21 protein-coding genes are annotated in these 24,662 nt (G+C 71.7%); 14 read left to right on the top strand and 7 right to left on the bottom strand.

The genetic code is table 11. The features are described from left to right. Positions 1-92 precede the first annotated feature (92 nt). Positions 93-1,649 carry a tetratricopeptide repeat-containing sulfotransferase family protein gene (locus tag ACA089_RS11070; protein WP_372016758.1) on the top strand — a complete coding sequence of 519 codons (1,557 nt, stop codon included), beginning with the start codon at positions 93-95 and terminating at the stop codon, positions 1,647-1,649. Beyond that, complete coding sequence (locus ACA089_RS11065) at positions 1,646-3,211, top strand: tetratricopeptide repeat-containing sulfotransferase family protein (RefSeq protein WP_372016756.1); 1,566 nt, start codon at positions 1,646-1,648, stop codon at positions 3,209-3,211. The genes ACA089_RS11070 and ACA089_RS11065 overlap by 4 nt, the downstream gene beginning before the upstream one ends. A gap of 27 nt (positions 3,212-3,238) precedes the next feature. Here ACA089_RS11065 and ACA089_RS11060 read toward each other — a convergent pair whose 3' ends face one another. After that, a complete protein-coding gene (locus ACA089_RS11060; RefSeq protein WP_372016754.1) occupies positions 3,239-4,042 on the bottom strand; it encodes a DUF2306 domain-containing protein in 804 nt (267 codons plus the stop codon). A 198-nt stretch (positions 4,043-4,240) separates the two neighbouring features. Here ACA089_RS11060 and ACA089_RS11055 point away from each other — a divergent pair, with 198 nt between their 5' ends. Next, positions 4,241-6,247 (top strand): winged helix-turn-helix domain-containing protein, encoded by a 2,007-nt coding sequence (locus tag ACA089_RS11055; RefSeq protein ID WP_372016753.1) that lies wholly within the window; start codon positions 4,241-4,243, stop codon positions 6,245-6,247. Between the two features lie 24 nt (positions 6,248-6,271). Next, positions 6,272-7,144 carry an energy transducer TonB gene (locus ACA089_RS11050; protein WP_372016751.1) on the top strand — a complete coding sequence of 291 codons (873 nt, stop codon included), beginning with the start codon at positions 6,272-6,274 and terminating at the stop codon, positions 7,142-7,144. An 80-nt stretch (positions 7,145-7,224) separates the two neighbouring features. Here ACA089_RS11050 and rho read toward each other — a convergent pair whose 3' ends face one another. Beyond that, complete coding sequence (rho, locus tag ACA089_RS11045) at positions 7,225-8,904, bottom strand: transcription termination factor Rho (RefSeq protein ID WP_372016749.1); 1,680 nt, start codon at positions 8,902-8,904, stop codon at positions 7,225-7,227. 214 nt (positions 8,905-9,118) lie between these two features. Further along, positions 9,119-9,445 (bottom strand): thioredoxin TrxA, encoded by a 327-nt coding sequence (gene trxA, locus ACA089_RS11040; RefSeq protein ID WP_372016747.1) that lies wholly within the window; start codon positions 9,443-9,445, stop codon positions 9,119-9,121. Between the two features lie 209 nt (positions 9,446-9,654). On the opposite strand from trxA, the gene rhlB reads away from it, so the two are divergent. The 8 genes from rhlB (at position 9,655) to rpoH (ending at position 17,221) form a co-directional block, all read left to right on the top strand. Then, positions 9,655-11,412 carry an ATP-dependent RNA helicase RhlB gene (gene rhlB, locus ACA089_RS11035; protein WP_372016746.1) on the top strand — a complete coding sequence of 586 codons (1,758 nt, stop codon included), beginning with the start codon at positions 9,655-9,657 and terminating at the stop codon, positions 11,410-11,412. A 183-nt stretch (positions 11,413-11,595) separates the two neighbouring features. Further along, positions 11,596-12,282 carry a cell division ATP-binding protein FtsE gene (gene ftsE, locus ACA089_RS11030; protein ID WP_372016744.1) on the top strand — a complete coding sequence of 229 codons (687 nt, stop codon included), beginning with the start codon at positions 11,596-11,598 and terminating at the stop codon, positions 12,280-12,282. Then, complete coding sequence (ftsX, locus tag ACA089_RS11025) at positions 12,279-13,256, top strand: permease-like cell division protein FtsX (protein WP_372016743.1); 978 nt, start codon at positions 12,279-12,281, stop codon at positions 13,254-13,256. The genes ftsE and ftsX overlap by 4 nt, the downstream gene beginning before the upstream one ends. Beyond that, positions 13,256-14,098 (top strand): response regulator, encoded by an 843-nt coding sequence (locus ACA089_RS11020; RefSeq protein ID WP_372016741.1) that lies wholly within the window; start codon positions 13,256-13,258, stop codon positions 14,096-14,098. Before ftsX ends, ACA089_RS11020 begins: the two co-directional genes overlap by 1 nt. Before the next feature lie 4 nt (positions 14,099-14,102). Continuing rightward, positions 14,103-14,831, top strand: coding sequence for a uracil-DNA glycosylase (gene ung / locus ACA089_RS11015; RefSeq protein WP_372016739.1), 729 nt, complete (start codon positions 14,103-14,105; stop codon positions 14,829-14,831). A gap of 140 nt (positions 14,832-14,971) precedes the next feature. Then, positions 14,972-15,391, top strand: a complete 420-nt coding sequence (locus tag ACA089_RS11010) for a DoxX family protein (protein WP_372016737.1) — start codon at positions 14,972-14,974, stop codon at positions 15,389-15,391. After that, complete coding sequence (locus tag ACA089_RS11005; protein WP_372016735.1) at positions 15,388-16,101, top strand: pirin family protein; 714 nt, start codon at positions 15,388-15,390, stop codon at positions 16,099-16,101. The genes ACA089_RS11010 and ACA089_RS11005 overlap by 4 nt, the downstream gene beginning before the upstream one ends. A gap of 241 nt (positions 16,102-16,342) precedes the next feature. Then, positions 16,343-17,221: an RNA polymerase sigma factor RpoH gene (gene rpoH / locus ACA089_RS11000; protein ID WP_372016733.1), complete on the top strand. Its 879-nt coding sequence runs from the start codon at positions 16,343-16,345 to the stop codon at positions 17,219-17,221. A gap of 120 nt (positions 17,222-17,341) precedes the next feature. Here the strand turns inward: rpoH and ACA089_RS10995 are convergent, their stop codons facing one another. The 3 genes from ACA089_RS10995 to ACA089_RS10985 form a co-directional block, all read right to left on the bottom strand. Next, entirely contained in the window at positions 17,342-17,962 is a 621-nt protein-coding gene (locus tag ACA089_RS10995) for a trimeric intracellular cation channel family protein (RefSeq protein ID WP_372016732.1), read from the bottom strand. Positions 17,963-18,104: 142 nt separating this feature from the next. Beyond that, positions 18,105-19,415 (bottom strand): NAD(P)/FAD-dependent oxidoreductase, encoded by a 1,311-nt coding sequence (locus tag ACA089_RS10990; protein WP_372017761.1) that lies wholly within the window; start codon positions 19,413-19,415, stop codon positions 18,105-18,107. Beyond that, complete coding sequence (locus ACA089_RS10985) at positions 19,415-20,749, bottom strand: MFS transporter (RefSeq protein ID WP_372016730.1); 1,335 nt, start codon at positions 20,747-20,749, stop codon at positions 19,415-19,417. Before ACA089_RS10985 ends, ACA089_RS10990 begins: the two co-directional genes overlap by 1 nt. Before the next feature lie 90 nt (positions 20,750-20,839). Here ACA089_RS10985 and ACA089_RS10980 point away from each other — a divergent pair, with 90 nt between their 5' ends. Further along, positions 20,840-21,595: an NYN domain-containing protein gene (locus ACA089_RS10980; protein ID WP_372016728.1), complete on the top strand. Its 756-nt coding sequence runs from the start codon at positions 20,840-20,842 to the stop codon at positions 21,593-21,595. Positions 21,596-21,679: 84 nt separating this feature from the next. Next, positions 21,680-22,276, top strand: a complete 597-nt coding sequence (locus ACA089_RS10975) for a hypothetical protein (protein ID WP_372016727.1) — start codon at positions 21,680-21,682, stop codon at positions 22,274-22,276. A gap of 25 nt (positions 22,277-22,301) precedes the next feature. Here the strand turns inward: ACA089_RS10975 and ACA089_RS10970 are convergent, their stop codons facing one another. Beyond that, positions 22,302-24,521, bottom strand: a complete 2,220-nt coding sequence (locus ACA089_RS10970) for a primosomal protein N' (RefSeq protein ID WP_372016725.1) — start codon at positions 24,519-24,521, stop codon at positions 22,302-22,304. Positions 24,522-24,662 lie beyond the last annotated feature (141 nt).

The raw sequence follows: 24,662 nt of genomic DNA, 5'->3' as shown, positions 1-24,662 counted from the left end.
CCCCTTTTTTGCCGGGTCGTGCGACGCGGTTCCGTTCGCTTCGGGCGCCCGGCGCTCCGCTATGCTGGCCGTGGGGGACACGAGGGTGACGCATGCGAGCGGCGGGTGAGTGGTGGCAGCACGCGCAGCGGGCCGAGGCCGTCGGGGACCGCGCCGGCGCGCGGGCCTGCTACGAGGCGATCCTGGCCGCGGTGCCGGGCCATGTCCCCGCCCACCTGCGCATGTCGCGCCTGGAACAGTTGGCCGACCGTTACCGGGCCGCGCACGGCCACGCGGTCGCCGCCGCCGATGCGATCGCCTCCGGTGCCTACGCGAATCTTGCCGGGTACGCGGGTGCGCGCCTGCTCGAGTTCGCCGAGGAGCCGCGCCTGGCGCGCCTGGTCACGGCGCTGGATCCGGACGACCCGGAAGTCGTCCGGCAGTCGCCGGTGCTGTCCCAGCAGCTGTGGCTGTGCGGCGAGCACGAGGCGGCGTTGCGCTTCCTTGCCGGTGTGGAACGCCATGCGCCGAAGCATCCGCTGCTCGAATTCACCCGCGCCAACGTGCTGCGCTACCTGGGCCGGATGGACGAAGCCGAGCGGCACTACGAAGCCTGCCTGGCCAACGCCCCGTCGCTGGCGGACGCGCACCTGGCGCTGTCCAGCCATCGCCGCGCGCAGCCAGCGCACGCGCGCATCCCGCGGCTGCAGGCGGCGCTGGAGGCGGCCACCGGCGATGGCGACCGCGAACAGCTGCTGTACGCGCTGTTCCGGGAACACGACGCAGCCGGCGACACCGATGCGGCGTGGCAGGCGCTGGCCCGGGGCGCCACGCTGGCACGCAGCCGCCGCCATCACGACCCGCGGCAGGAACGCGCGCGGGCCGAAGCGTTGATGCAGCTGGACTGCACACCGGGCCGTGATGGCCAGGTGCCCGCCGGGCCCTGCCCGGTGTTCATCGTCGGCATGCCGCGCACCGGCACCACCGTGCTGGAGCGCATCCTCGGCAATCATCCGCACGTGCGTTGCCTGGGCGAACGCAACGACCTGGCCGCGGCGACCAGCGAGGTGACCGGCCGCTTCCTCGCCGGCCGGCCCGCCGATGCGCTGCTGCACGATGCCGGGATGGACGTCGCCGCGGTCGGCCGGCGCTACCTGGCGCGGCTGGCGCCGCTGGCGGGTAACGCCGGCTACATGGTCGACAAGAATCCGCTGAACCTGTTCTCGATCCCGCTCATCCTGCGCGCGCTGCCCGGCGCGCGGATCCTCTGCCTGCGCCGCGAGCCGATGGACGCCTGCTTTTCCAGCCTCAAGGAACTGTTCCACGGCGATGCCTATGCCTACAGCTACACGCAGGAGGAGCTCGCCGCGCATTGCCTGCTCGTGCGGCGCTGGCTCGGCCACTGGCAGGCCGCGGCGCCGCGGTCGGTGCGGGTGGTCGACTACGAGCGGCTGGTGCGGACGCCCGCGACCGAGGCCGCGGCGGTCGCCGCGTTCCTGGGCCTGGAGCCGCAGCAGGCGCTCGACGACATCACCCGCAACCGGCAACCCGTGGCGACGGCCAGCAGCAGCCAGGTGCGCGAGGGCATCCACGACCGTTCGGTCGGCGCATGGCGGCGCTACGCCGAAGCGCTGGCACCGCTGCAACGCCTGCTGGAGGCCGCCGCGTGAGCGGCCGCCACCCTGCGCCGGCGCCGTTGTGGCCTTCGCTGGATGCGGCCGAAGCGCGTGCATCCGAGCAGGACTGGGAAGGGGCGATCGCGGCCTACCAGCGCGCACTGGCGCTGGTCCCCGACGATCCGTACACGCTGGTCCAGCTGTCCTACGTGCACTCGCTCGCAGGGCGCTACCGGCTTGCGCGCCAGTACGCGCGCGCGGCGGCCCGCACCGGCGTCGCCACGCCCGCGCTGCTGGCGGAACTGCTGCCGCGCCTGCGCACGTTCAACGAGGTGGCGACGATGCTGGACTGCATCGGCCGGCTGCTGCCGATGTCGCGCATGCCGATCCCGCTGCTGATCGCGGTGGCGGCGCAGCTGAGCTACGTCAACCTGCCGCAGCGGGCGATCGCCTTCCTGGACGAAGCCAGGCGCGCCGACCCCGACTTCCCGCCCACGCTGCTGTCGCGCGCGCAGGTGCTGATCTACCTGGGCAGGCTGGAGGAAGCGGCGCAGGACCTGGACCGGGCGCTGAGGCGGGCGCCGGAGATCGCGCAGGGATACTGGCTGCAGGCCTGGGTGGGGCGGCAGACCCGGCAGCGGCACCATGTCGATGCGATCCGGCGCGAGCTGGCGCGCCCGGGGCGCAAGCCGGAGGACGTGGCCCTGCTCGGCTTCGCCCTGCACAAGGAGCTGGACGACCTGGGTGAGCACGAGGCCGCATGGGAGGCGTTGCTGCTGGGATGCCGCGCCAAGCGTTCGCGGCTGGACTACGACACCGCCCGCAGCGAAGCGCTGTTCGACGCGCTTGCCGCCTCGCCGGCGCCTCCCGCGCCGTTGCGCACGACGGAGGCGGCGCCCACCCCGGTGTTCATCGTGGGCATGCACCGTTCCGGGACCACGCTGCTCGAGCAGCTGCTCGATGCGCACCCGCGGGTGCGCGGGCTGGGCGAGCTGTACGACTTCACCGCCGCCATGCGCCAGGCCACCGACCACCACTGCCGCGGGGTAGCCGACCTGACGCTGGTCGAGCGCGCGCGCCACGCCGACCTGGCGGCCGCCGGCCGCGAGTACCTCGATGGCGTCGCATGGCGGCTGGGGGACGCGCGCTGCTTCAGCGACAAGCTGCCGTCCAACTTCCTGCACGCCGGCTTCATCGCCCGGGCACTGCCGCAGGCGCGGATCCTGCACATGGTCCGCGACCCGATGGAAACCTGCTTCTCCAACCTGCGCGAACTGTTTTCCGAGGCCAATCCATACAGCTACGACCCGATCGAGCTGGCCGACTACCACCGGCTCCACGACCGGCTGATGCGGCACTGGCGCGCGCATTATCCCGACCGCATCCTGGAGGTGGACTACGCGCGGCTGACGGCGGATCCGGAGGGCGAGATGCGCCGGGTCGCCGCGTTCTGCGGACTCGAATTCGACCCGGCGATGCTGCAACCGGCCAGCGGACGCGCGGTGGTCACCGCCAGCGCGGTCCAGGTCCGCGACCGCATCCAGCGGCGCGAACAGCCCAAATGGGCGCCGTACGCACGCTGGCTGGCGCCCATGCGCGAACGCCTGCAGGCCTGACCGCCGCGGCCAGGCCGCATGGCACGCTCAACCGGCGAGCAGCGGCAGCAGGTGCCGGCCGTACTTGCCGCCCGGCGTCAGGGTGACCGCGACGACCGCGTAGGCGAAGACCGCCGCGGCCACCGCGAGCGCGGTGACGGCCGGCCAGCGCAGGCGGGCCAGTCGCCGGTGCCCGTTGCGGATGAAGAATTCGGCGACGAGCAGGTTGGGCACGAAGAACAGGTACAGGATCGCGTGGTCGAACACGCCGAACGCGTTGCCCTTGCCGACGCCGAGCCCGCCGGTGAAGTCGTTCCAGGCCCGGATCTCGAGGTCGAACACCCAGGATCCCAGCACCATGGCGAACAGGCGGATGGCCCAGGCGCGATGCAGGTCGAAGCGCCGGGCGCGGGCGTGCAGGTAGGCCATGCCCGCGCAGAGCACCAATACCCCGCCCCAGAGCGCGAACGCGATCGACGCCGGTCGCGCATAGGCGCCGTGGGTCGCAATGAACGACAGGCCGCCCACCCCGGCCAGCAGTCCGGCGCCCACGTACACCCGCCCGGTCCAGCGGTGCACGGCGCGATGGCGGGCGCGGATCGTCGACGAGAACAGGATCGGCCAGGCCAGCACCAGCACCGTTCCCGCGATGAAGTGCAGGCCGATGCCGAGGCCGGCGATCCAGTCGGACGCGGTCGAGGGTGGCGGCGTGGCTGCCAGGGTCCGCCACTGCGGGAAGTTTTCCGCCGTGGCGCCGGTCGCCCGCAGGATGATGTACAGGCCGAACAGGGCCAGGCCGGCCAGGGCGACGCCCTGGCAGAAGCGTGCGATCCAGCCCGGCAGCCGGTCCACGCCCGCAAGCGATCGTGCCCGCGTGCCCGCATGTCCATTCATCGCGTGCTCCTGGTTCCGCATGGCCGAAGCGTCCACCCGCAAAGGCTTCGCAGTCCTTAGGCCAGGCGCAGGCCACCCGCAGGATCGGTGCGGAGCACGTGGGGAAGGGGCCTGGCGGCCTATACTCCCGCGGTGGGCCTGGCCACCGGGGACCGCATGCCGCCTGCTCCTGACGCCCTCGCATTCGACGACGTGGTCATCGATTTCGCCGGCAGGCGCCTGTCGCGCGGCGGACGCGACCAGCCGCTCGAGCCCAAGGCCTTCGCGGTGCTGGCGCTGCTGGCGGCTTCGCCCGGGACGGTGTTCACCCGCGACGAGATCCTCGATGCGATCTGGGGCCACCGGCACGTCACCCAGAGCGTGCTGAACCGGATCATGAGCCTGCTCCGGCAGGCGCTGGGCGAGGACGCGCAACACCCGCGCCTGCTGCATACGGTCTACGGGGTCGGCTACCGCTTCGACCTCCCCGCTGCGCCGTCACCCGGCGTGGCGGGGGCCCCGGCGGCGGATCCGGTGGACGCCGGCGTCGACGCGCGGCGTCGCGCAAGTCGGAAGCCGCGTGCGACATGGCCCATCGTGACCGCCGTGCTGCTGGTGGCCATGGCCGCTGTCTGGTGGGGCAGGACGAGCGGCGACGGTCGACCCGCCCCCGCCACGCCGGCCGCGACGGTAGCCAACGTGCCTTCGCTCGCGGTCCTGCCGTTCGCCGACCTGTCGCGGGCGCGCGACCAGGAGTACTTCGCCGACGGCCTGGCCGAGGACATCCTCAACCAGCTGGCGCGTTCGCCGTCGCTGCGCGTGGTCGGCCGCACCTCCAGCTTCACGTTCAAGGGCAAGGCCGGCGACCTGCGGGCCATCGGCCGCACGCTCGGCGTGGACCACCTGCTGGAAGGCAGCGTCCGCCGCGACGGCGACCGGCTGAGGGTCACCGCTCAGCTGGTCCGCGCCGCCGACGGGACGCACCTGTGGTCGAAGGCCTATTCGCGCCGGATCGAGGACGTGTTCGCCGTGCAGGAGGAACTGTCGCGCGACGTGGCGCAGGCGCTGAGCGTGACCCTGGACGTGGCCCGGTTCAACCGCGAACAGGGCGGCACCACCCACGTGGAGGCCTACGACCGGCTGCTGCGCTGGCGCGGCAGCCTGCTGCGCGGGGAACTGGATTTCGTGCACGACCGCGAACGGCTGCAACTGGCGCGCGAGATGGTGGCGCTGGACCCGAAATGCGTGCTGTGCCGGGACCTGCTGGCCCGTTCGCTCGACTCGCTGGCGCTGGAACTGGGCGAGGCGCGCGGCGGCTCGTTGCGCGACGAGGCGCGGGCGGTGCGCGCGGAGATCGCGCGCACGGCGCCGGACAGCTGGGTCGGCAGGCTGGTCCGCGCCGACATGCTGTGGCGCGCGGGGCGCCGCGCCGAGGCCATCGCCCTGGCCCGGCAGGTGGCGGATTCGGGTCCGCCGACCAAGGAGCGCGTCTGGGATTACGCCTACATGATCTACGCGGTGGGCCACCTGGAAGAGGCCATCGTCCTGGTCGAGCGCGTGCGCGCGGTCGAACCCCTGGCGCTGTACCTGTCGCGCGACCTCCAGTACGACTACACCGCGGCGCGGCGCTACGAGGAGGCCGAGGCCGAATACCGGCGCGCACGCACGCTGGAAGGCAGCCAGCTGTCGCCGGACTACCTGGCCTTCTTCCGCCAGCTGGCGGGCAAGCGCCCCGGCGCGCTCGAGGACCTGCGCACCCTGCATGCCCGGCTGCTGGGCCGGGACCGCGAATTCGACACGCCGTTCTTCCGCGACCTCGGCACGGTCCTGGACGACCGCGCCGCGATGCTTGCGCTGGTACGCCAGGCGCTCGCCGACGATGCGTACGGTGGCGGCGCCGGCGCGGCCTACGTGTGGACCAGCGTGGCCGACGCGCTGGGCGATGCCGACCTGGCGGTGGCCGCGATGCGCCGGGACCTGGCCGGATGGGACGGATTCGAGCAGGGCGCGATGGCGCCACCGCCCTATGTCGCGCTCTGGAACGCGCCCTACTCGGACGTGCGCGCGCACCCGGATTTCAGGAAGCTGCTGGTGGAGACCGGCGTCGTCGCCTACTGGCGGCAGACCGGCCGCTGGGGCGACGGCTGCGGCCCGGTGGGCGCGGACGATTTCCGGTGCCGGTGAGCGGTCGCGCCCGGACCATGCGATATGCTCGGCGCATCGACACTTCTGGGGAAAGTGATGAACCGGACGGGATGGATGGCATTGCTGCTGGCCGTGGCAGGGGCGGCCCATGCCGGCCCGCCGATGGCGGCGCGCAAGGCGATGGAGGCCAGCATGCTGGTCACCGGCGAGATCCTCGTCGACGCCCAGGGGAACGTGAGCCGGTACGAGATCGACAAGCGCGAGAAAATCCCGGCAGGCGTGCAGAAGTTCCTGGACGAAGGCATCGCCGCCTGGCAGTTCGAGCCCGGCACGGTCGACGGCCGCGCCGCGGCAGCCCGCAACCGCATGAGCCTGCTCCTGGTCGCGCAGCCGATCGACGAGGAGAATATCCGGATGGAACTGCGTAGCACCAGTTTCTTCCCGATCAAGCCGGCGGGCTATGAACTGGAACCGGTGGACATGGATCCGCCTTCCTATCCGATGCTCGCCGCGCAGCTCGGCGTCAGTGGCACCGTCTATCTGGCGCTGAAGATCGGGGCCGACGGCAAGGTCGAAGACGTGGTCAGCGAACAGGTCAACCTGCGCAACTACGGCAGTGCGTCCGAAATGAACCGGTGGCGTTCGATGCTGGCGCACAACGCAGCCGCCAAGGCGCGGCAGTGGCGCTTCCGTCCTCCCCACCAGGGCGACCAGGCTGACGATGGCACCTGGAGCGTGCGGGTGCCGGTGGCCTATTCGTTCGACCGTGGGCAGGACAACTACGGGCGCTGGCAGGGATACATGCCAGGCCCGCTGCAGCGGGCCCCTTGGGCCACGGACGACGACGTGGTGCCCGATGCCCTTGCCGACGGCGCGCTGTACCCGATCGGGAAATCGGGCGGCCTGCGGCTGCTGCCCCAGCAGCGCGGCAGCTGACGCGCGACAGGCGTGCAGACGCACAAAAAGAAGCCCCGCTCTCGCGGGGCTTCTTCGTTTGCCGGGCATCCGGCCGGACTTCAGCGCTTCATCGAACCGAAGAACTCGTCGTTGGACTTGGTGTTCTTCATCTTGTCGAGCATGAACTCCATCGCGCCGATCTCGTCCATCGGGTGCAGCAGCTTGCGCAGGATCCAGATTTTCTGCAGCAGCTCCGGCTCGATCAGCAGGTCCTCGCGGCGGGTGCCCGAGCGGTTGATGTCGATGGCCGGGAACACGCGCTTTTCGGCGATGCGGCGGGACAGGTGCACTTCGGAGTTGCCGGTGCCCTTGAACTCCTCGTAGATCACCTCGTCCATCTTGCTGCCGGTGTCGATCAGGGCGGTGGCAATGATCGACAGCGAGCCGCCTTCCTCGACGTTGCGCGCCGCGCCGAAGAACCGCTTCGGGCGGTGCAGGGCGTTGGCGTCCACGCCGCCGGTCAGCACCTTGCCCGAGCTGGGCACGACGTTGTTGTAGGCGCGGGCCAGGCGGGTGATCGAGTCGAGCAGGATCACCACGTCCTTCTTGTGCTCGACCAGGCGCTTGGCGCGTTCGATCACCATCTCGGCGACCTGCACGTGGCGCGCGGCCGGCTCGTCGAAGGTCGAGGAAATGACCTCGCCGCGCACGGTGCGCTGCATCTCGGTCACTTCCTCGGGGCGTTCGTCGATCAGCAGCACGATCAGGTGCACGTCCGGATGGTTGGTCGTGATCGCGGTGGCGACCTGCTGCATCATCATCGTCTTGCCGGCCTTGGGCTGGGAGACGATCAGCGCGCGCTGGCCCTTGCCCTGCGGGGCCATCAGGTCGAGGATGCGGCCGGTGATGTCCTCGGTCGAACCGTCGCCGCGCTCCAGGCGGAAGCGCCGGCGCGGGAACAGCGGGGTGAGGTTCTCGAACAGGGTCTTGTTCTTGGACGCTTCCAGCGGCTCGCCGTTGATCGTGTCGACCACCGACAGGGCGAAGTAGCGCTCGCCGTCCTTGGGCCAGCGGATGCGGCCGCTCAGGTGGTCGCCGGTGCGCAGGTTGAAGCGGCGGATCTGGCTGGGCGAGATGTAGGTGTCGTCCGGGCCGGCCAGGTAGCTGGCCTCGGCCGCGCGCAGGAAGCCGAAGCCGTCCGGCAGGATTTCCAGCACGCCGTCGGCGGCGACGCCTTCGCCATGGCGGGTCAGCACCTTGAGCAGGGCGAAGATCACGTCCTGCTTGCGGGCGCGGGCCACGCCCTCGTGGATCTGCAGCTGCTCGGCGATTTCCAGCAGCTTGTGCGCCGGCATCCGCTTGAGGTCGCCCAGCGAGTACTGCGGGAAGCCTTCCGGCACGCTCGGGTGGGGGCGCGGCGGGTGCTGCATCTGGTTGTTGCCGTTGTCGTCCTGCATGCCGCCGTCGTCGCGGAAGCCGCGGTTGCGTTCGCGGTCGCGGCGGTTGCGGAATCGGTCGCGGCGGTTGTTGCGGCCGCCTTCGCGCGGCTCGCGGTTGTCGCCATCGCCGCCCTGGGGCTGGCCGTGGCCACCGGCGTTGTCGGCGGCCGGCGCGGCGTCACCGCCGGACTGGACAGGGGCGGGCGCCTGGGGCGGGGGGGCGGCGGGGGCGGAAGGCGGCGGAGCGGCGGGGGCCTCGCCGGCGCCGCTGTCGGCGGGCTTGGCGACGCGCTTGCGCGCACGCTTCTCGGCGGGTGCGTCGTCGCTCCCGGGCGCTTCAGGCAGGGTGTTCTCGGACAAGAGTGCGATTCCTCGCTGGTAGGTGCGAGCGCCCGGTGCGGGCGTTGGGATCCTGGTGGGATGGGTGGTCCGGATCTGGCCGGACAGGACGCGGCCGCGGATCTGCGGCCGGTCGGGATGACACTAACACCGCGCCCGGGGGCCGGGCAAGGGCGCCGCGGCCGTGGTTCAGGCGCAGGCAGGACGGCCGTCGGGGCCGTCCCGGGGGCGCAACTCAGAGGGTCTTGTCGATCATCTGGGTCAGCTGGCCCTTGCCGACGGCGCCGACCTGGGTGGCCTGGATCTGGCCGTCCTTGAACAGCAGCAGCATCGGGATCGAGCGCACGTGGTACTTGATCGCCGTGGCCCGGTTCTGGTCGATGTTGACCTTGGCCACCTTCATGCGGCCGTCGTAGGCGTCGGCCAGTTCGTCGACGATCGGCGAGATCATCTTGCAGGGCCCGCACCACTCGGCCCAGAAGTCGACCAGGACCGGTTCCTGGGATTGCAGCACGGCGCTGTCGAAATCGGCGTCGCCGACATGCATCACCTTGTCGTTCACTTGGTATCTCCGTGGATTGCCGGCACCCTTCCGGCGGACCGGGGGTGCCTTTGGGTTAAACTGGGGCGTTTCGCGGAGAAGTCAAGGGGGCCACCGTCCCCCCGACGGCCGCGCGATCCGACGACGGCCCGCAGTGTGCGGCGCCCCGGAAACCGATGCAACCCGCGCGCCGCAGACGCCGCGCGGGGGCACTTCATGAAGACTGGATGATGAGCGACAAACCGCTGACCGATGTAGCTTTTTCCTCGTTCGACCTGCACCCGGCGCTGCTCGCCGGCCTCGAAGCCGCCGGCTTCACCCGCTGCACGCCGATCCAGGCGCTGACCCTGCCGGTCGCGCTTCCCGGCCGTGACGTCGCCGGCCAGGCGCAGACCGGCACCGGCAAGACCCTGGCCTTCCTGGTCGCGGTGATGAACCGCCTGCTGACGCGCCCGGCGCTGGCCGAACGCAAGCCGGAAGATCCGCGCGCACTGATCCTGGCGCCGACCCGCGAGCTGGCGATCCAGATCCACAAGGACGCGGTCAAGTTCGGCAACGAGCTGGGCCTGCGCTTCGCCCTGGTCTACGGCGGCGTGGATTACGACAAGCAGCGCGAGCTGCTGCAGAAGGGCGTGGACGTGATCATCGCCACCCCGGGCCGGCTGATCGACTACGTCAAGCAGCACAAGGTCGTCTCGCTGCACGCCTGCGAGATCTGCGTGCTGGACGAGGCCGACCGCATGTTCGACCTCGGCTTCATCAAGGACATCCGCTTCCTGCTGCGGCGCATGCCGATCCGCACCGAGCGCCAGACCCTGCTGTTCTCGGCCACCCTCAGCCACCGCGTGCTGGAGCTGGCCTACGAGCACATGAACGAGCCCGAGAAGCTCGTCGTGGAGACCGAGTCGATCACCGCCGCGCGCGTGCGCCAGAAGCTGTACTACCCGGCCGACGACGAGAAGATCCCGCTGCTGATCGGCCTGCTCTCGCGCAGCGAAGGCGCGCGGACGATGGTGTTCGTCAACACCAAGGCCTTCGTCGAGCGCGTGGCGCGCTCGCTGGAGCGTGCCGGCTACCGGGTCGGCGTGCTGTCCGGCGACGTGCCGCAGAAGAAGCGCGAGAGCCTGCTCAACCGCTTCCAGAAGGGCCAGCTGGAGATCCTGGTGGCCACCGACGTGGCCGCGCGCGGCCTGCACATTGACGGCGTCTCGCACGTCTACAACTACGACCTGCCGTTCGACGCGGAGGATTACGTTCACCGCATCGGCCGGACGGCCCGTCTTGGAGCGGAGGGCGATGCCATCAGCTTCGCCTGCGAGCGCTATGCGATGGGCCTGCCGGACATCGAGGCCTACATCGAGCAGAAGATCCCGTCCGAGACGGTGACCGCCGAACTGCTGACCGCGCTGCCGCGCCCGGAGCGCCCGAAGGTGGAAGGCGAAGCGGCGGACGAGGGCGAGGACAACGAGAGCATCGGCCAGATCTTCCGCGAAGCGCGCGAACAGCGTGCCGCCGACGAGGAGCGCCGGGGCGGAGGCCGTTCGGGCGGCCGCAGCGGCGGTGGCCGCAGCGGCGGCCGCAGCAGCGGTGGCGAGCGCCGCGAAGGCGAGCGCCGGCCGCGGCGCAAGCCGGCAGGCGCGGGCGATGCCGCGGCCGACGGCGCGACACCCGCCGCCGGTGCCGGGACGTCGGGTGGCGGCGAAGCCCAGCCCGCCCGCGCCCCGCGCCCGCCGCGTGCCGATGGCCAGGGCCAGGGCCAGGGCCAGGGCGAGCCGCGCGCCGATGGCGAACGCGCCCCGCGCAAGCGTCGCCGCCGCCGCAACGGAAAGCCGGTGGACGGCGCCGTAGCGGCCACGCCCGCCGACCGCAAGCCGGTGGCGCCCTCGCAGGTTCCGGCGACGCACCAGGCTCCCCCGGCCGCCGGCAAGGAGAAGGACTCGTTCTTCGGCCGCATCGGCCGCAAGCTGCGCTCGCTGGTCGGCGGCTGACGCCCGGGGGCGTCGCGTGACCGCGCGGCGCCCCGCGCCATCGGGATCACGGCGGCACGCGGTGCGATCGCCGCTGCCCGTGCCCAGCGACGGGGCGGACCGGGCCGCGTCGGTTCCGGATCGCGGCGGTCGCGACGACCGAGCCCTGTCGCAGCACGCTCAAGCCCCGGCATAATCGGCCGCATGAGCGTCCTTCGATTCGAGAACGTCAGCAAGCAGTATCCCGGCGGCCACCAGGCGCTGGTCGACGTGAGCTTCGACGTCGCCGAGGGCGAGATGCTGTTCGTCACCGGGCATTCCGGTGCGGGCAAGAGCACCCTGCTCAAGCTGATCCACCTGTCCGAACGCCCGAGCCGCGGCGCGGTGCTGTTCGGCGAGCGCAACCTGCAGCGCGTGCGCGGCGGCAAGGTGCCGCTGCATCGCCGCGAGGTCGGCGTGGTCTACCAGGACCACCGCCTGCTCACCGACCGCACCATCGGCGAGAACGTGGCCCTGCCGCTGATCCTGCGCGGCACCCGCCGCGCCGACATCGGCAAGCGGGTCCGCTCGGTGCTGGAGCGGATGGGCCTGGGGCACCGCGAGAAGGCGTTGCCGACGCAGCTGTCGGCCGGCGAGCAGCAACGCGTCGGCATCGCCCGCGCGATCATCGCCGAGCCGCGGCTGCTGGTGGCCGACGAGCCCACCGGCAACCTCGACCCGACCCTGTCGGCCGAGATCATGGAGCTGTTCGCCGGCCTGCCCGACCGCGGCACCAGCGTGCTGGTGGTCAGCCACGACCTGCCGCTGTTGCGGCGCATGCGCAAGCGCGTGCTGGTCCTCGACCACGGCCGGCTGGTTGACGACATCTCGCCGCAGGACCTGGCCGAATGAGCACCAATGCGAGCAGCGCAGGCGCCAGCGGCGCCCGGCCCGCGGCCGGGCCCTCGCGCCTGCGGGTCTGGTTCGACCAGCACCTGCACGGGCTGGCCTTTAGCCTCGGCCGCGCGTTGCGCAAACCGTGGGCCACGCTGCTGACGGTGGCGGTGATGGGCGTGGCCCTGGCGCTTCCGCTGGGCCTGTCGATCGTGATGGACAACCTGCGCCATTTCGCCGGCAGCGTGCAGCAGTCGCGCGAGATCAACCTGTTCCTCGAGATGGACGTCGACGCGGCGGCCGCGGCGAAGCTGGCCGAGACCCTGCGCAGCCGCGCCGACGTGGCCGCGGTGGAACTGCGCACGCCGGAACAGGCGATCGCGGGCTTCCGCGAAACCAGCGGCCTGGGCGAGGCGCTCGATGCCCTCGGCGAGAACCCGCTGCCGACCCTGCTCGTGGTCACGCCCGCCGACGGCGACAGCGCCGCCGACGCGCGCCTTGCCGCGGCGCTGGAGGCGCTGCCGGAGGCGGACCTGGTCCAGCACGATGCGGTGTGGCGCCAGCGCCTGGACAGCTGGCTGGGCTTCGGCCAGCGCGTGGTCCAGGTGCTGTCCGCGCTGCTGGGACTCGGCGCGCTGCTGGTGGTCGGCAATACCGTGCGCCTGGACATCCAGTCGCGGCGCGAGGAGATCGGCGTACTGCAGCTGCTCGGCGCCAGCGACGGCTTCATCCGCCGGCCGTTCCTCTACCTCGGGGTCTGGTACGGGCTGGGCGCCGGGCTGCTGGCGCTGGGCCTGATCGCGGCGGCCGGGTGGGCGCTGCGCGAGCCGCTGGCCACGCTCAGTGCCAGCTATGGGAGCCAGTTCTCGCTCAAGGGTCTGGATGCACTGCACTCGGCAATGGTATTGCTGGGGACTGTCCTGCTCGGCTGGCTGGGGGCCCGTGCGGTGACCGGACATTTCCTGCGCCAGACCCGGCCGACGGAGACCTGATGGCTGTGCAAGAGCTCAAGCACCTGATCAGCGACGCGCCGCGGGTGATGGTCACCGACGGCTCCAAGCTGGTGCGCAAGCTGATCGCCGACGTGCTCGCGCGCGAGCTGCCCGGCGTCCAGGTCGTCGGCTGCGCGAGCATTGCCGAGGCGCGCGAGGCACTGGCCGCCGGCGCGGTCGACCTGGTCACCACCGCGCTGTCGCTGCCCGATGGCGATGGCCTGGAGCTGGCGCGCAGCGTGCGCGAAGCCGCCGGCCAGGCCTACGTGCCGGTGATCGTGGTGTCGGGCGATGCGCAGCAGCACCTGGTCGAACGCCGCTTCACCGAGTACGTCACCGACTACTTCGACAAGGCCCAAGGCCACGACGCGCTCGCCGAGTTCATCCGCGGCTACGTTCAGCCGCAGCCGATCGCCGGGGCGACGGTGCTGTACATCGAGGACAGCCGGGTCGTCGCCGAGGCTACCAAGCGCATGCTCGAGCGCCAGCAGCTGAAGGTGATCCACGTGATCACCGCCGAGGAGGCGTTCGGACTGCTGACCGCCGAATCGCTCGGCCGCATCCCCGAGCGCATCGACCTGGTGCTGACCGACGTGACCCTGAAGGGCGAGCTGAGCGGGCGCGACGTGGTCGAGCGGATCCGGATCGACTTCGCCTACGGCAAGCGCCGCCTGCCGGTGCTGGTGATGACCGGCGACGGCAACCGCCACAACCAGTCCGAGCTGCTCAAGGCCGGCGCCAACGACCTGGTGCAGAAGCCGATCGAGGAACGCCTGCTGGTGACCAAGGTGCTGTTCCAGCTGCGCGTGGCACGGCTGGACACCGGCGCCCGCTCGACCTGATCCCGTGGCCGCGGAAGACCGGATCCGGCTGGAGCCGTCCTGGAAGGCGCGCATCGGCGACTGGCTGCTGCGGCCCGACATGCAGGCGCTGTCGGAGTTCCTGCGCCAGCGCAAGGCGGCCGGCGCGCGGATCTATCCGCCGGGGCCGCAGATCTTCTCCGCGTTCGAGGCCACCCCGTTCGACCAGGTCAAGGTGGTGGTGCTGGGCCAGGATCCCTACCACGGGCCCGGCCAGGCGCATGGCCTGTGCTTCTCGGTGCTCCCCGGCGTGCCGGTGCCGCCGTCGCTGCTCAACATCTACAAGGAACTCGAGGCCGGGTTGGGCCTGCCGCGGCCCGATCATGGCTGCCTGCTGCCCTGGGCCCGCCGCGGGGTGCTGCTGCTCAATGCGGTGCTGACGGTGGAGGAGGGCCGGGCCGGGGCGCACCAGGGCAAGGGCTGGGAGGGCTTCACCGACCGTGCGATCGAAGCCCTGGCCAGCGAGCGCGAAGGCCTGGTGTTCATGCTGTGGGGCAGTTACGCGCAGGCCAAGGGCAAAGTGATCGACCCCCGCCGCCACCGGGTGCTGAAGGCGCCGCATCCCTCGCCGCTGTCCGCGCACCGCGGGTTCCTGGGGTGCGGCCATTTCGCCGCGGCCAACGAATACCTGGGTCGGCGCGGGCAGGCACCCGTCGACTGGTCCCTGCCGCCCCGGGCCGAGGTGGCGGCGCTGCTCGCGGGCGAAGAGCCCTGACGCGGATAATTTTATAAATGGAACAATAAGTGGTTCGATAGCCACTTTATTCCATTTATGTTGAGGTTCAATCTGCCGGCCAATCGCAGGGCCCACCCGATCCGCATTCCGCGTATCCGCCCCGCGTCATCGAGGCCACCATGAACCACCTGTATGCGCTGCTGGGCCGCATCGGCCTGTCCCTGATCTTCATCACCTCCGGTTGGAGCAAGCTGGACGCCTACGCCGGCACCCAGCAGTACATGGACGCGATGGGCGTGCCCGCCGCGTTGCTGCCGCTGGTGATCGCGCTGGAAATCGGCGGCGGCCTGGCCGTGCTGGCCGGGGCCTTCACCCGCAGTGCCGCGCTGACGCTGGCGGTGTTCTCGCTGGCGGCCGGCGTGCTGTTCCACGCCGACCTCGCCGACCAGAACCAGTTCATCCACCTGATGAAGAATGTCGCCCTCGGCGGCGGTTTCCTGATGCTGGCCGCCCATGGCGCAGGTGCCTTCAGCATCGATGCCTGGCGCCGCGACCGCCGGCTTTCCACCCCCACCCTCAGCACCGGAGGTGCCCTGTGATCACCCTGCGTCCCGCCGCCGAGCGCGGCCATGCCAACCACGGCTGGCTCGATTCCTGGCACAGCTTCTCCTTCGCCGAGTATTTCGACCCCGACCACGTCCACTGGGGCCCGCTTCGGGTGATCAACGAAGACCGGGTCGCCGCCGGGCAGGGGTTCGGTACCCACGGCCACCGCGACATGGAGATCATCAGCTACGTGCTGCAAGGCGCGCTGGGCCACAAGGACTCGATGGGAAACGTCGAGAGCATCACTCCGGGCGAGGTGCAGCGGATGAGCGCCGGCACCGGCGTGACCCACTCCGAGTTCAACTACGACAGCGCCGGCACCACCCATTTCCTGCAGATCTGGATCCTGCCCGAGCGCACCGGCATCACCCCCGGCTACGAGCAGAAGCGGTTCGACGACAGCGAGAAGCGCGGCCGGCTGCGGCTGGTGGTGAGCCCGGACGGGGCCGAAGGTTCGGTCCGCATCCACCAGGACGCCCGGATGTACGCCGGCCTGTTCGATGGCGCCGAGGCCGCGACCGCGGCGATCGGCCCGGGCCGCCTGGCCTACGTCCACCTTGTGCGGGGCCAGGCTACCGTCAATGGCAGGGTCCTGTCCGCCGGCGATGCCCTGATGTACCGGGACGAGCCGGAGGTGCGGATCGAGGCCGGCCAGGACGCCGAGGTGCTGGTGTTCGACCTGCCCGAGCTGGCCCGCCACTGATCCGGCAAGAGGGTCGCGACCTGGCGTCGCGACCCCCTTGAGAAGCGGCCATCGCGGCCTCACCCCCTCCAGGCGGGGCGCGATGGCAGGATGGGTTCCCGCGGTAGGCAGGTGTTCAGCGGCGCTCTCCAAGTCATTGATTGGTAATGAGTTGCAGAGTGTCGCGCCGTTGCACGGATGCAATGCTGGGAACCATCCCTGGCGTTAGCAGTCCAACCCCCCGATTGCTAACATGGCCCCCATGACCCAGACCCTCCGCTCCACCAGTCTCGTCGCCAACAACCTGCCGATTCCCAGCCCGCTGGGGTCGCTGGAGGCCTATATCGGCGCGGTGCACCAGATCCCGGTGCTGACCGTCGAGGAAGAGCAGGACCTCGCCCGGCGCTTCCGCGACGCCGAGGACCTCGACGCGGCCCGCGAGCTCGTGCATTCGCACCTGCGCTTCGTGGTGCATGTCGCGCGCGGCTACAGCGGCTACGGCCTGCAGCTGGGCGACCTGATCCAGGAAGGCAACATCGGCCTGATGAAGGCGGTCAAGCGCTTCGACCCCGAGCTGGGCGTGCGCCTGGTCAGTTTCGCCGTGCACTGGATCCGTGCCGAGATGCACGAGTTCATCCTCAAGAACTGGCGCATCGTCAAGGTCGCCACGACCAAGGCCCAGCGCAAGCTGTTCTTCAACCTGCGCAAGGCCAAGACCCGCCTGGGCTGGATGAACGCGGCCGAAGTCACCGCGGTGGCCCGGGACCTCAACGTCTCCGAGCGCGAGGTGCTGGAGATGGAGGCCCGCCTGTCCGGCCGCGACATCGGTTTCGACGCGCCGTCCGACGAGGACGACGAGCATGCACCGCCGTCGCCGGCCGCGTACCTGATGGCGCAGGACGAAGATCCGTCGCAGGCCTACGAGCGGGCCGACAGCGAGGACCACCAGCTCGAACTGCTGCGCGAAGGCCTGGCCGGCCTGGACGCGCGTTCGCGCGACATCATCGCCCGTCGCTGGCTCGATGCCGACAGCAAGGTGACCCTGCAGGAACTGGCCGACGAATACGGGGTCTCGGCCGAGCGCATCCGCCAGATCGAGGCGAACGCGATGAAGAAGATGAGGGCGCTGCTGGCTGCCTGAGCCGCCCCCACGCATGCACCTCGAACGGCCCGGTTTCCCGGGCCGTTCGCTTTTGTGGGGCGCCGTGCATCGCCATGGTGAGGAGTGCCCGCGCGGGACGCGCCGCCGCGCGTCCATCGCCTAGTGCGGGTCGGGCGGCCGGGCCACCGGCAGGTGCCAGCCATAGCGGATCGCCATGAAGCGCAGGCCGAAGCAGACCAGGGCGCCCACCGCCATCGCCGGCGACTGCGGCAGCCCCGCCAGGTGCGCGAGCGCGACCACGCCGCCGCCGGCCAGCGCCGCCACCGCGTAGAGCTCGGCCTGCAGCACCACCGGCGTGCGCACGACCAGCAGGTCGCGGGCGATGCCGCCGCCGATGCCGCTGATCATGCCGAGCAGCGTCGCCGCGAACGGCGAAAGCCCGAACGCCAGCGCCTTGCCCGTGCCCAGCACCGCGAACAGCGCCAGTCCGGCCGCGTCGAACAGCTGCACCGGGTTGCGCATCCGTTCGATTGCCTCGTGGCGGACGAAGGTCACCAGGCCGGCGATCATCGCCACGGTGAGGTAGCGCCAGTCGGCCAGCGCGGCCGGCGGCTGCGCGCCGATCAGCACGTCGCGCACCAGGCCACCGGAAACCGCCGCGGCGCAGGACAGCACGAGCACGCCGAACAGGTCCAGCCGGTGGCGCACGGCGAGCGTGCCGCCGCTCAGCGCGAACACGAAGGTGCCGATCAGGTCGAACAGCAGCAGGAGGGTGGACACGACGGCGTGCGGGCAGCGGGCATGGCGCAAGGATCGCAGCGCCGCGCGGGCTTGTCATGCCGCCCGCCATGGTGGGCGGCGGGCGGCCACCGCGGCCGGATCCAGGCCGCGGCACCGGGCGCCATGCGAGGACCCGCGGTTGCTAGGGCGGGCCGGTGTCGGCGGGACGGTCGGATCCGGCGGCCGGTGCCCGGCCCTCGTCACCGCTGCCGAGGATGATCCGGGCGGCGCGCTGGTAGCTCCAGTAGGCCCAGGCCCAGTTGAGCAGGACGACCAGCCGGTTGCGGAAGCCGATCAGGAAGAACACGTGGGCCGCCAGCCAGAACCACCAGGCGAGCAGGCCGGACAGCTTGAAGCCGTGCAGGTCCACCACCGCGGCTAGGCGCCCGATGGTGGCGAGGTTGCCGAAGTCGCGGTAGCGGAACGCCGTCGACGGCGTGCCCTGCATCCGCGCGCGGATCGAGGCGGCGACATGCCGGCCCATCTGCTTGGCCGCGGGCGCGACCCCGGGCACCTGGCCGCCGTCGCTGCGCTTGACCGCGGCCAGGTCGCCGGCGACGAACACGTGCGGATGTCCCGGCACGCCGAGGTCGGCCTCGACCGGCACGCGTCCGGCGCGATCCAGCGGCACGCCCAGCGAGCGTGCCAGCGGCGAGGCGGCCACGCCCGCGGCCCAGACCACGGTCCGCGCCGGCACGTAATCCTCGCCCAGACGGTAGCCACCGCCGTCGATCGCCGTCACCGGCACGCCGGTGGAGACGTCCACGCCCAGTCTTTCGAGCTGCCGCCGGGCGCGGACGGAGAGCGCTTCGGGGAACGAGGCGAGCACCCGCGGCCCGGCTTCCAGCAGGCGCACGCGCGCGCTGGCCGGGTCGATGTTCCTGAACTCGCCGCGCAGCGTGTGCCGCGCGATCTCCGCCAGCGTGCCCGCCAGCTCCACCCCGGTCGGCCCGCCGCCGACGATGGCGAAGTTCAGCCAGGCGGCGCGTTCGGCCGGGTCGGTGCAGGCCTCGGCGCGTTCAAACGCCAGCAGCAGCTTCCGGCGCAGGTCCAGCGCGTCGTCGAGCGACTTGAGCCCGGGCGCGTGCGCGGCCCACTGGTCGTTGCCGAAATAGGCGTGGGTGGCGCCGGTGGCCAGCAGCAGGTAGTCGAAATCGAGGACGCCGCCATCGGCCAGCGTGACCCGGCGGCGTGCGGCGTCGATCGAGCCCGCTTCGCCGAGGCGCACCTCGACGTTGCGCTGGCGGCGCAGGATGTGGCGCAGCGGCGCGGCGATGTCCGGCGCCGACAGGCCGGCGGTGGCGACCTGGTACAGCAGCGGCTGGAACAGGTGGTGGTTGCTGCGGTCGAGCAGGGTGATCCGCAGCGGCGCACGGGCCAGGGCGCGGGTGGCCCACAGGCCGGCGAATCCGCCGCCGACCACGAGCAGGTGCGGGCGGGTCGCTTCGCTGATCACGGGGTGCTTCCTCCGGGGTGGCCGACCGGGTCCTGGTCGATCCGCGAATGCCGGCGGGTGTCGGGCATCCAGACGTAGACCAGCAGCGAGGCGGCGATGCAGGCGGTGACGTACCAGTAGAACCCGCTTTCGAGTCCGGTCCGCTTGAACCACAGCGCGACCGACTCGGCGGTGCCGCCGAACACGGCGACGGTCAGCGCATAGGGCAGGCCCACGCCCAGGGCACGGATCTCCACCGGGAACAGCTCGGCCTTCACCACCGCGTTGATCGCGGTGTAGCCGCTGAGCACGACCAGCGCGAGCATCACCAGCCAGAACGCGTCCATCGCGCCCTGTACCGACTGCAGCCTCGACAGGATCGGCACGGTCAGCAGCGTGCCCAGCACGCCGAACGCGATCAGCACCGGCCGCCGCCCGATCCGGTCCGACAGCGCGCCGACCAGTGGCTGCAGGAGCATGAACACGAACAGCGTGGAGGCGTTCACCCGCGCGGCGGTTTCGCTCGACAGCCCGGCGCTGTTGACCAGGAACTTGTGGACGTAGGTGGTGTACGTATAGAAGGCGAGCGTGCCGCCCATGGTCAGCCCGACCACGGTGAGCAGCGCGCGCGGATGCTGCAGCAGCGCGCGCAGCGTGCCCTGCCGGTGCTGCTGCGCCGCCGATGCGTGCGCCTCGCTGCGCGCGAACGACTCGGTCTCGGCCATGTTCCGCCGCAGCCACAGCGCGGCCAGCGCGGCCAGCGCGCCGATCGCGAACGGGATCCGCCAGCCCCAGTCGCGCAGCTGCTCGGGCGTGAGCAGCAGCTGCAGCGCCAACAGCACCCCCAGCGCGACCAGGTGGCCCATCACCAGGGTCACGTACTGGAAGCTGGACCAGAAGCCGCGGTGCTCGCGGCCGGCCATCTCGCTCAGGTAGGTGGCCGAGGTGCCGTACTCGCCGCCGACCGACAGCCCCTGCAGCAGGCGCGCCAGCACCAGCAGCACCGGCGCGGCGATGCCGATGCTGGCGTAGCCGGGGGTGAAGGCGATGACCAGCGAGCCGGCGCACATCATCCACACCGACAGCAGCAGCGCAGCGCGACGGCCGTGGCGGTCGGCGTAGCGGCCCAGGAGCCAGCCGCCGAGCGGCCGCATCAGGAAGCCGACGGCGAAGATCGTCGCGGTCTTCAGCAGCTGGCTGGTGCGGTCGCCGCCCGGGAAGAACACCTCGGCGAAGTACAGCGAGAACGCCGCGTACACGTACCAGTCGTACCACTCCACCAGGTTGCCGACCGAGCCGCTGAAGATGCTGCGCAGGCGGCGGGCCGGTGTGAGGTCGCGGGCGGGCTCCATGCGGCGATTCTGGCATGGCCGCGGCGCGCGACGCGCGTGCGCCTGTGCAAGACTGGTCCGGCGCCATCCCGGCGCGGGAGGAGCGGAGCCATGGCCGAGCTGGAAAAGCGCATCGCCCTGCTGGTCGACGCGGACAACGCGCCGGCGGGCAAGATCGACGTGATCCTGGCCGAAGTGGCGCGCCATGGCGTGGCCAACGTGCGCCGTGCCTACGGCAACTGGAAGAGTTCCAGCCTCAAGGGCTGGGAAGCGGTCCTGCACGAGTACGCGATCCGGCCGATCCAGCAGTTCGCCTACTCGTCCGGCAAGAACGCCTCGGACATGGCGATGGTGGTCGACGCGATGGACCTGCTCTACGCGCGCAACCTCGACGGCTTCGCCATCGTCTCCAGCGATGCCGACTTCACCCCGCTGGTGATGCGCCTGCTCACCGACGGGGTCAAGGTCTACGGGTTCGGCGAGCAGAAGACGCCCAAGCCGTTCGTCAATGCGTGCTCGAAGTTCACCTACATCGAGGCGCTGGGCGCGCAGGTCGACGACGGCAAGGCCGCCACCACGGCGAAGAAGGGTGCGCAGGAGCTGCGCGGCGACGCGCGCCTGGTGCAGATGCTGCGCAGCGCCGTGGAAGCGGCCAGCGGCGACGACGGCTGGGCCAACCTGGGCGTGGTCGGCAGCCAGATCAGCAACCAGGCCTCGTTCGATTCGCGCAATTACGGCTACGGCAAGCTCAGCGACCTGGTCAAGGCCAGTGGCCTGTTCGAGGTCAAGCAGGAAGGCAAGGTCGTCCTCGTGCGCGACAAGCCCGGCCGCCGCTCGTCGGTGCGGAAAGCGGCGCCGTCGCCCTGACCGGGCGGCGCGCCGGGCATCGGCCGGGAACTCGCGCGCCTTCACCGGGGTCTGCCACGCGGGGCTGTCACGGATGGGGCCGGCATGCGTGGGATCGGAGGCGGCGTGGCACGGCGGTGCCGCGCGGATGACGCGACCGCGCGCTGGATCGCGGTGGTGCTGGTCGTCGGCCTGCACGTGGCCCTGTATGGACTGCTCGGGGTGGACACCGGGCCGGCCGCCCCAGCCAGGGCACGGTCCGACCCCGATGCGCGCATGCGGGTCGTGTTCTCGACGCCCAAGGTTTCGAGGCCGACGGCAGCGGCCGCCGCGGCGTCGCTGCCGGACGCATCGGTTCGTCCGGCAGCGACGTCGTCACCCGACCAGCCCGCGAGTCCGTCCCCACCCCCCACTGCGGTCACGCACGAGGACGATGCCTGGACGCTGCCGGCAGGTGGTGCCGCACGCGTCGCAGCGGACGTTTCGTTCGAGCGGGACGTCTTCGCCCGCATGGACGGCGACGCGTTCGGACGGGACAGCCATCTTCCCGGCGTGCAGGTGCAGGACCGGTCCGTCGGCGGCTGGCTGCAAGCGGAGGCCCGGCGGCGCGCGTGTGGTTCGTTGAGGGCAGCGATGCAACGGCAGCCCGAAAGCACTGGGGCCATCGCGGCCAGCATGCGCCGTTGGAAGTGCGGCCCCTGAGGCTGCCCGGGCGCCCGTTCGCGCCTCAGTACAGGTCCACGGGATCGACGTCCAGGGACCATCGCGTGCGCCGCGCCTCCGGCAGCGCGTGGATGGCCGGCAACGCGGCATCCAGCAGCGCGTGCAGGGCCGGCCGCGTGGACGACGACAGCAGCAGCTGCATCCGGTACAGCCCCGCGCGCCGCGCCATCGGCGCGGTGACCGGGCCGTGCAGGTCCACGGGTGCGTGCGGCGCGACCAGGCCGGCGAGGACGCCACGCGCGCCGCGCAGGAACGCGCCGGCCACCTCGGCCTCCTGCGCTTCGCCGCGCAGCAGCGCCAGGTGGGCGGAGGGCGGGAAGCCGGCCGCCTCGCGCTGGGCCAGTTCGTCGCGGGCGAAGGCCTCGTAGCCGCCGTTGATCAGGTCGTGCAGCAGGCGGTGCTCGGGGTGGTGGGTCTGCCACCACACCTCGCCGGGGCGGTGTGCGCGACCGGCCCGGCCCGCGACCTGGATCAGCAACTGGGCCAGCTTCTCGCCGGCGCGGAAATCGGAGGAGAACAGGCCCTCGTCGACGCCGACCACGACCACCCGGCTCAGGTTGGGCAGGTCGTGGCCCTTGGCCAGGATCTGGGTGCCGACCAGGATGCCGGGACGGTCACCCAGTTCGGCCAGCAGCTTCGCCAGGCCGTCGCGGCGTGCGGTGGTGCCGCGGTCGATGCGCAGCACCGGCCAACCGGCGAAGCGTTCCGCCAGCAGTTCCTCCAGCCGTTCGGTGCCGATGCCCTGGGGCTGCAGGGCCAGGCTGGCGCAGTCCGGGCAGGCCAGCGGCCTGGCCTGGCGGTGGCCGCAGTGATGGCAGACCAGGCGGCCGCCACCGGCATGCACGGTGAGCGGCGTGCCCTGGGTCGGGGTGCTGCAGCGCGGGCAATGCGCGCTCCACCCGCAGTCGTGGCAGAGCAGCACCGGGGCGTAGCCGCGGCGGTTCTTGAACACCAGCACCTGGCCGCCCTCGCGCAGCGCCGTGCCGATCATGTCCAGCACTTCCGGCGCCAGTCCGGCCTGCAGCGGGCGCTTGCGCACGTCGAGGATCCGCACCGCGGGCGGCCGTGCCTCGCCGGCGCGGCGGCGCAGGCGCAGGTGCGCGTAGCGTCCCGCGGCGGCGTTGTGCAGTGTTTCCAGCGAGGGCGTCGCGCTGCCGAGCAGGACCGGGACGCCCAGCGCCTTGCCCCGCACCAGGGCGAAGTCGCGCGCGTGGTAGCGGATCCCGTCCTGCTGCTTGTAGCTGGCGTCGTGTTCCTCGTCGACCACGATCAGCCCCGCTTCGGGCAAGGGCGTGAACACGGCCGACCGGGTACCGACGACCACCCGCGCCTCGCCGCGCCAGGCCGCGCTCCACGCACGGGCGCGCTCGGCATCGCCCAGGCCCGAGTGCAACGCGTGCACCGGCACGCCGAGACGGGCGCGGAAGCGCTCGAGCGTCTGCGGCGTCAGGCCGATCTCCGGCACCAGCACCAGCGCCTGCCGCCCCCGTGCCAGGCAGTCGGCGATCGCGTGCAGGTAGACCTCGGTCTTGCCGCTGCCGGTCACGCCTTCCAGCAGGAACGGGCGGAACGCGTCGGCGCCGGCCACCGCGTCGATCGCCGCCTGCTGCTCGGCGTTGGGCACCGGCCCGGGCCGCGGGGCGTCGGCGAGCGCACGGGCCGGAACGGCGATGCGTTCGGCCAGGCCGCGCCGCGACAGGGCCCGGGCCGCGTCGCGCCATCCGTCCATCAGCCGCTCCAGCGCATCTTCGTCGCGCGCGGCCTCGGCCAGCAGGTCCGCAAGCCGCCGTGGCCGGCTGTTGCGCCGCAGGCCGGGCAGCGCGGTGGTCCCGGCTTCGGTGAGCGTCCAGGCCCAGGCATGCGTGTCAGGCAGCGGCTCGCCCGCGCGCAGCGCGGCCGGCAGGGCCGTCGCGAAGACTTCCCCGAGCGGGGCGTGGGTGTAGCGGGCCAGCCAGCGCAGCGACTCGAGCAGCTCGCCGGAGAACAGGGGCTCGGGGTCCGGTAGCCCGACGGCCGGCCGCAGGTCCATCTCGCCCGATGCGGGCCCCAGGCCCGCCACGACGCCGACCAGCTCGCGGTTGCCGAACGGCACCCGGATGCGGTGGCCGACCTGGGCCTCGCCGGCGGGGGTGCCAGCCGGCGGGAGGTAATCGAACAACCGCGGCAATGGCAGGGGCAGGGCGACCTGGAGGCTGGTCGGGGTGGGGGGGCCGGGGTCGGGCATCGCGCCAGTCTAAGCCACCGCCCCTCGCGGACCCTGGATGCGTGCTTGCAGGGCATAGCTGCGGCGCGAACTGACGAACCGGAGGTAAACGGCCGTCACAGTTGAAGATTTGCCTTTATCCACACCGCATGTGGATAACCT

This window comes from Pseudoxanthomonas fibrivorans, from assembly GCF_041464125.1.
Classification (GTDB): domain Bacteria; phylum Pseudomonadota; class Gammaproteobacteria; order Xanthomonadales; family Xanthomonadaceae; genus Pseudoxanthomonas.
Note: the sequence above shows the minus strand (reverse complement) of the source record. Positions and strands in the feature narration are given on the sequence as shown.